Here is a 6,495-nt window from a genome sequence, read left to right on the forward strand (position 1 = left end):
CCACTGATGAGCAGCTGCAGCGTCTGGGCAGGGTCTGGGCGGCAATGGCGATCACCGAACCGGCCTTCGGGTCCGATTCGGCGGCGGTGTCCACCACCGCCAAGCTGGACGGCGACGAGTACGTGATCAACGGCGAGAAGATCTTCGTCACCGCCGGTTCGCGGGCCACCCACATCGTGGTGTGGGCGACGCTGGACAAGTCGAAGGGCCGCCCGGCGATCAAGTCGTTCATCGTGCCGCGCGAGCACCCGGGTGTCACCGTCGAGCGGCTGGAGAACAAGCTCGGAATCAAGGGCTCAGACACCGCCGTCATCCGGTTCGACAACGCCCGCATCCCCAAGGACAACCTGCTGGGCAACCCAGAAATCGAGCCCGGCAAGGGGTTCGCCGGGGTGATGGAAACCTTCGACAACACCCGGCCTGTGGTCGCGGCGATGGCCGTCGGAATCGCCCGCGCCACACTGGAAGAGCTGCGCAAGATCCTGACCAACGCCGGCGTGGAGATCTCCTACGACAAACCGTCGCATGCTCAAAGCGCCGCTGCGGCCGAGTTTCTGCGGATGGAGGCCGACTGGGAGGCCAGCTACCAGCTGACGCTGCGTGCGGCGTGGCAGGCCGACAACAGGATCCCGAACTCCAAAGAGGCGTCGATGGCCAAGGCCAAGGCTGGCCGGGTGGGCAGCGATATCACCCTCAAAGCTGTCGAATTGGCAGGCACCGCAGGCTATTCCGAGCAAACGCTGCTGGAGAAGTGGGCACGTGACTCGAAGATTATGGACATCTTCGAAGGAACCCAACAGATTCAGCAGCTGGTGGTCGCGCGCCGCCTGCTGGGCCTGTCGTCGTCCGAACTCAAATAAGGTACCGCCGGAAACGTCGCGTGGTCGCTATCGCACGCCGCCTTCGCAATTGCCCGGCGTAAAGGTCACCGGCATTGACGTGAGCTCGTTCGAGAAGTTTGAAGTCAAGCGGGTGATCGGTCCGGCGAACTGCATGTCCGGCACCCGCATTCGAGCAGGCTTGGCTGCGCTATCGCCAACAGCCCTTCCATGTCGTGATCTTCTCGCTCTTGACGATCGGCGCCGGCCGCTTCCAACCCGTCATGCAACCCAAGGACTACATGGCGCGCTGCTGGGAACGCATCGCCACCTTCCTGGACGACCACGACTCACTCGACAGCGTCAGCTGACCCGTGCTCTCCAGATCTCACGGCATCGTGTAGCCGCCGCTGACCGAGATCAGTTGTCCGGTGACTTGCCGTGCCGCCAGGGGCGAGGCGAACCACACCACCGCGCGCCCAATGTCATCGGCGGTGGTGAGCCTTCGCAGCGGCGTGTCCTTGAGCATGAAATCGATCTGCTTCTCGTTAAAGACCGCATCCTGTCCCACCGCCCACAGGCTATGTGTGCCAACGGCTTCCGGGCCCTCCGGGATCACCAGGCCCGGGCAGACGATGTTGGATCTGATGCCGTGGCGGCCATGTTCTCGCGCAGTGGTACGAGCCAGTGCCACCATCGCCGCCTTCGATGCACCGTAGACGCTTACCCTGATCTGTCCGAATGCGGCCTCGCTAGCGATGAACACGATCGCTCCGCCCCCGACCTCTTTCATGACGGGTATTGCCGCTTGGGTCGCCGCGAGTGCGGAGAACAGGTTGATCTCGATGGTGCGCTGCCACTTGTCCCGGTCGGTATCGGTGGCGATGAATCCGGGGGCCGTCCAGCCCGCATTGTTGACCAGTACGTCCAGGCCGCCCCACGCGGTCTGCGCGGCGCCCACCGCTTCTTCGGCCGCTCCGGGAACCGTAAGGTCGGCGGTCACCATCCTCACCTCGGCGGCTCCTAATTCCTTGGCTTCGGCTTGCACCTTCTCAGCCTGCGGCTCGTCGATGTCGTTGATCACTATGCGTGCACCTTCAGCTGCGAACGCATGCACTATGCCGCGCCCGATATTGGAGGCGCCTCCGGTGACGACGACCCGCGCATCCGCCAACCCGAGATCCATGCCGACTCCTCGCTGTGCAGCCTTGCTTGTGGCTATCCAGGCAATAGTTTAACCTAGATTAGAAATTTGTGAACCAACGGATGGGATTACACGTGAGCGTCGTGCAGCACGCGAACGCGGACGGCGTCGGGCACATCACGCTGAACCGGCCCAAGCGCATGAACGCGATTACAACCGAACTGGCCGGCCAGCTCGAACACGCACTGACCGAGCTATCCGGCGAGCCAACCGTAAACGTGATCGTAATTCGTGGAGCAGGCCAGAACTTCTGCGCCGGCGGCGATGTCGCCGAGGTCGAGCGCCTGCGGTCCGCTGGGCCGGAACGTTTGCGTACGTTGTTCGACGCCTTCCGCCGGGCATGTGACGTGATCGGTACGGTCGACATCCCGGTGGTCGCTGCCGTGGAGGGTGTCGCCATGGCCGGCGGCTTCGAGTTGATGCAGGCAGCAGACATCGTGCTTATCAGTGATGACGCCAAGATCGCCGACAGCCACATCAACTTCGGCATGGTTCCCGGCGGCGGCAGTACGCAGCGGCTACCCCGCCTGGTCGGACGTCAGATCGCGTTGGGTCTGCTGCTGAGCGGCGACTGCTTGAGCGGGCCGGATGCAGTGCGTCTTGGCTTGGCGTACCGCAGCTTTGCGCCCCACGACTTCGAGGCGGGTGTGCGCGATTTCGTGACGCAGCTGGCCGGCCGCGACCGCGCGGCGGTGATCAGGATCAAGAAACTCGTCGTCGGCGCTCAGCAGCAGTCGCTGGCGCACGGCCTCGACGACGAGATCGCCGCGGTCGTAGGGCACATCACCGATCACGGCGTCAACGAGTTCAGACGGGTAGGTGCATCCTCATGACCACCATTGACGCGTCGCCGGTGACACTCGATGTCGACTCGGATGGCATCGCTCGGCTGCGTCTGAACCGGCCGGAAGCCTCGAATGGGCTCAATGTGGAGCTCCTCAAAGCACTGCACGAGGCAATCCTGCGCTGCCACGCCGACGCCTCGGCCCAGGTGGTGCTGCTCAGCGGCGAGGGACGCAACTTCTGCGCCGGTGGCGATATCCACACCTTCGAGTCCAAGGGCGCGGATCTTCCGCAGTATCTGCGGGAGGCGACGGCCTGGCTGCAGTTGGCGACGTCGGCGCTGATCCAGCTACGCATACCCGTGGTCACGGCGGTGCAGGGTTTCGCCGCCGGCGGGGGCGGGCTGGGTTTGGTCTGCGCCTCTGACATCGTGGTCGCCGCCGAATCGGCGAAATTCTTCTCCGGTGCGGTGCGGGTGGGCATGGCCCCGGATGGCGGGTCGTCGGTGACGCTGACCCAACTCGTCGGTTTGCGTCAGGCGCTGCGGATACTCCTGCTCAACCCCACCTTGTCGGCCGGGGAGGCACGCGACATCGGCCTGGTCACCGAGACGGTGCCGGACAACGAGTTGTCCACCCGGGCAAACGAAATCGCTACCACGTTGGCGAGCTCGCCGACGCTGGCCGTTTCTGCCACCAAACGCCTGGTGTGGAACGGGGTAGGCGCCTCGGTTGAGCAGCGGCTGGCCGAGGAGTCACGCACGGTGTCCGAACTGTCCGGCACCGCCGACGCGCTCGAGGGTCTGCGCGCCGTCATCGAACGTCGCCCGCCGAGGTTCACCGGCCAATGACCGCCACGACCGCCCACCCTGTGCTCGTCGACGATGACACCGCGGTGCGCACAGTGACGCTGAATCGGCCACAGAAGCGCAACGCGATCGACATCGAGTTGCGCATCGCCCTGGCCGAGGCGATCGAGTCCGCGGACCGCGATCCCGACGTCCGCGTCATCGTCGTGACCGGAGCGGGTCCGGTGTTCAGTTCCGGTGGGGACATTGCGACGATGCAGCGCATGCCCGCTGAGCGCGCCCTAGACCGAATACATCTGGCCCAGCGTGTTATCCGCGCGATCTGGAACACACCCAAGCCGGTGCTGGCAGCGGTCGAAGGGTCGGCGTACGGCGCGGGCACCGCATTGGCCGCCGCCTGTGACCGCGTCGTCGCGGCGGGCGACGCGACGTTCGCGACCACCTTCACCAGTGTCGGACTGGCCGGCGACATGGGGGCCTTCGTGTCGTTGCCGGCGCGCGTCGGAGCGGCGCGGGCACGGCAGATGCTGATGCTTCCGGCGCCGATCTCCGCGGCGCAGGCCCTCGAAATAGGCCTTGTCGACGCGGTCGTGGAGCCTGGCCGGGCCCTGGAGTCGGCGCGCCGCGACGCCCAACGACTGGCGGCAGGACCCTCGCGGGCTTACGGGGTGATCAAGGCATTGCTGGCTGATCCAGGCACCGTCGACCCGTTCGAGCTGCTCGAGCGCGAAGCCGTTTGCCAATCAGAGCTTTTCGATACTGATGACTTCGCCGAAGGCGTCGCGGCGTTTCGTGAGAAACGGCAGCCGGTCTTCGGTGCAGCGAAAGGGACACAACCATGACCGCGGTCACCGACAGCCCGTATGACGGGCTGATCAAGCTCGACAAGGTGCACGGCTCGCTGTACACCGACTCTGCTATCTTCGCCGAGGAATTGCGCAAGATCTGGTATCGCACATGGGTTTTCGTCGGCCACGAGAGCGAAGTGGCTCAGCCGGGCGACTATATCCGGAAACGTCTCGGGCTGCAGGACCTCATCATGACCCGTGACCGCGACGGCGACCTGCACCTGCTGCTGAACCGGTGCGCGCATCGAGGCAACCAGGTATGCGACGACGCCAAGGGAAACGCGTCGGCATTCCGTTGCCCCTACCACGGTTGGACATACCGCAACAATGGCGAACTGGTCGGGTTTCCGTTCTTTAAAGGCTACGGCCAACGCAAGCTGGATCTGGCTCTCGGGCAGGTGCCGCGGGTCGACTCCTACCATGGCTTCGTCTTCGGTAGCTTCGCCGTGCAAGGTCCCACGCTGTTGGAGCACCTCGGCGGCGCGGCTGGCGAGATCGACCGGTTGGCCCGGTTGTCTCCCGAAGGCCGCGTCGAACTCAGTGCCGGATGGCTGCAGCACCGGACCCGGGCGAACTGGAAACTGTTGGCCGAAAACGAAACCGACGGCTACCACCCGCAGTTCGTGCACGGATCGATCTTCGGGGTGACCGGCAGTCCGATCGGGCCGCTTTACAGCGATTCCTCGAGCGCGGTGACCCGGGATCTGGGTAACGGGCACAGCGAGAACGATCTGCGCCCGGAGTTCCGCAAGTTCGCTGAACCGATGCGCTGGTTCGGTACGACCGAGTCACGGGTCCCCGACTACGTGGCGGCGATGCGCGCCAAACATGGCGCGGACGCCGAGCGCATCCTCATCGAGGGCGGGCCGCACGTGATGATCTTTCCGAATCTGTTCATTGCCGAGATCCAGGTGTTCAACATCCAACCGGTGGCGGTGGGCGAGTGCATCCAGTACTCGACGGCGGTGCAACTCGTGGGAGCGTCTGAGCTCAACCGGCGCATGGTGTCACAGTGTGTGGGATCGGTCGGCCCGGCGGGCATGCTGCTGGCTGACGACACCGAGATGTACGAGCGCAACCAGGCCGGCATCGCAGCGCTCACACCCGAGTGGCTCGACGTGCGTCGTGGGCTGAACCGGGAACGCGTCGACGACAACGGTTTCACGATAGGCGCGGCCACCGACGAGACCGGCATGCGCGGATTCTGGCGGCAGTACAAGTCACTGATGGAGGCGTCATGACGTCCGTGGTGCGGACGCCGGCCGGTCTGGGACCGGTGCCCGAAGGATTCGACCACCACATAGTTGAGCAGTTCCTCTACCGGGAGGCGCGACTGGCCGACGAAGGCGACTACGACGCATGGGAAGCGTTATGGACCGACGACGCCTTGTACTGGGTGCCCATCGGCGGCGAGGGCGGCGACCCGCAGCGCCAGATGTCGGTCATCTATGACAACCGCAACCGCATCTCCACTCGCTTGAACCAGTTGCGCACGGGCAAACGCTACGCGCAGGTGCCGCCGTCCAATCTGCGTCGGATGTTGGCCAACATCGAATTCCTTGGTGGCAGAGAGAATTCCGAAGGTTCCGTCGACCTGGAGGTCGGCGCGAACTTCTTGGCCATCGAGTCACGCTCGCGCGGGACTCATCTGTGGGGCGGTCGTACCACCTACCGGCTACGCCGCCGAGGGGATGACCTCTTACTCGCCTACAAGAAGGTGGTGCTGGTGGACAACGATCAACCGCTACCCACGCTTGGGTTTCTGATCTGAGGGCGGCATGACAATCGATTTCGAAGACGGTGACGGCCCCGTCGTCGGCAGCGAGTTCGCTGAGGTGTCAGTCCGGTTCGACGTTAATGGCAACGCGCCCCGGCTGCGTCTGGAGGATCTCCGCACCGGCAGGATCCGCTTTCTGGACGCGCTGGAACTCGAAACGATTATCTGGCTGTCCGAGGAACGCCTCACCGGTCTTCTCGACCCGTCACACAGCCGCTGGCGGGGTGAAGCTGAGGAGCCGGGTTCGTGAGACGCGC

General features: G+C 64.6%; 8 protein-coding genes. 7 read left to right on the top strand and 1 reads right to left on the bottom strand.

The genetic code is table 11. The annotated features are described in order from the left end of the window. The coding region (locus VEI45_RS25775; RefSeq protein ID WP_324857571.1) for an acyl-CoA dehydrogenase family protein at positions 1–860 on the top strand (860 nt) is incomplete at its 5' end. 346 nt (positions 861–1,206) lie between these two features. Here VEI45_RS25775 and VEI45_RS25780 read toward each other — a convergent pair. Beyond that, positions 1,207–2,004, bottom strand: a complete 798-nt coding sequence (locus tag VEI45_RS25780; protein ID WP_324857573.1) for an SDR family oxidoreductase — start codon at positions 2,002–2,004, stop codon at positions 1,207–1,209. 92 nt (positions 2,005–2,096) lie between these two features. Between VEI45_RS25780 and VEI45_RS25785 the strand changes: the two genes are divergently transcribed. From VEI45_RS25785 to VEI45_RS25810, 6 genes are read left to right on the top strand one after another with little or no spacing between them, the layout of a single operon-like run. Then, on the top strand, positions 2,097–2,855 hold the full coding sequence (locus tag VEI45_RS25785) for an enoyl-CoA hydratase/isomerase family protein (protein ID WP_324857575.1): 759 nt from the start codon (positions 2,097–2,099) through the stop codon (positions 2,853–2,855). Beyond that, positions 2,852–3,655 carry an enoyl-CoA hydratase/isomerase family protein gene (locus VEI45_RS25790; protein ID WP_324857577.1) on the top strand — a complete coding sequence of 268 codons (804 nt, stop codon included), beginning with the start codon at positions 2,852–2,854 and terminating at the stop codon, positions 3,653–3,655. The genes VEI45_RS25785 and VEI45_RS25790 overlap by 4 nt, the downstream gene beginning before the upstream one ends. Further along, on the top strand, positions 3,652–4,455 hold the full coding sequence (locus tag VEI45_RS25795) for an enoyl-CoA hydratase/isomerase family protein (protein WP_324857579.1): 804 nt from the start codon (positions 3,652–3,654) through the stop codon (positions 4,453–4,455). The genes VEI45_RS25790 and VEI45_RS25795 overlap by 4 nt, the downstream gene beginning before the upstream one ends. Further along, a complete protein-coding gene (locus VEI45_RS25800) occupies positions 4,452–5,702 on the top strand; it encodes an aromatic ring-hydroxylating dioxygenase subunit alpha (RefSeq protein WP_324857581.1) in 1,251 nt (416 codons plus the stop codon). Before VEI45_RS25795 ends, VEI45_RS25800 begins: the two co-directional genes overlap by 4 nt. Then, positions 5,699–6,232 (top strand): aromatic-ring-hydroxylating dioxygenase subunit beta, encoded by a 534-nt coding sequence (locus VEI45_RS25805; protein ID WP_324857583.1) that lies wholly within the window; start codon positions 5,699–5,701, stop codon positions 6,230–6,232. The genes VEI45_RS25800 and VEI45_RS25805 overlap by 4 nt, the downstream gene beginning before the upstream one ends. A 7-nt stretch (positions 6,233–6,239) precedes the next feature. Continuing rightward, positions 6,240–6,488 carry a hypothetical protein gene (locus tag VEI45_RS25810; protein WP_324857585.1) on the top strand — a complete coding sequence of 83 codons (249 nt, stop codon included), beginning with the start codon at positions 6,240–6,242 and terminating at the stop codon, positions 6,486–6,488. The last annotated feature ends 7 nt before the right edge of the window (positions 6,489–6,495 follow it).

This window comes from Mycobacterium sp., assembly GCF_035623875.1.
Taxonomy (GTDB): domain Bacteria; phylum Actinomycetota; class Actinomycetes; order Mycobacteriales; family Mycobacteriaceae; genus Mycobacterium.

Coding starts and splice junctions, on each gene's coding strand:
- VEI45_RS25780 (WP_324857573.1), bottom strand. CDS start 2,004: ATGGATCTCGGGTTGGCGGATGCGCGGGTCGTCGTCACCGGAGGCGCC.
- VEI45_RS25790 (WP_324857577.1), top strand. CDS start 2,852: ATGACCACCATTGACGCGTCGCCGGTGACACTCGATGTCGACTCGGAT.
- VEI45_RS25795 (WP_324857579.1), top strand. CDS start 3,652: ATGACCGCCACGACCGCCCACCCTGTGCTCGTCGACGATGACACCGCG.
- VEI45_RS25800 (WP_324857581.1), top strand. CDS start 4,452: ATGACCGCGGTCACCGACAGCCCGTATGACGGGCTGATCAAGCTCGAC.
- VEI45_RS25805 (WP_324857583.1), top strand. CDS start 5,699: ATGACGTCCGTGGTGCGGACGCCGGCCGGTCTGGGACCGGTGCCCGAA.
- VEI45_RS25810 (WP_324857585.1), top strand. CDS start 6,240: ATGACAATCGATTTCGAAGACGGTGACGGCCCCGTCGTCGGCAGCGAG.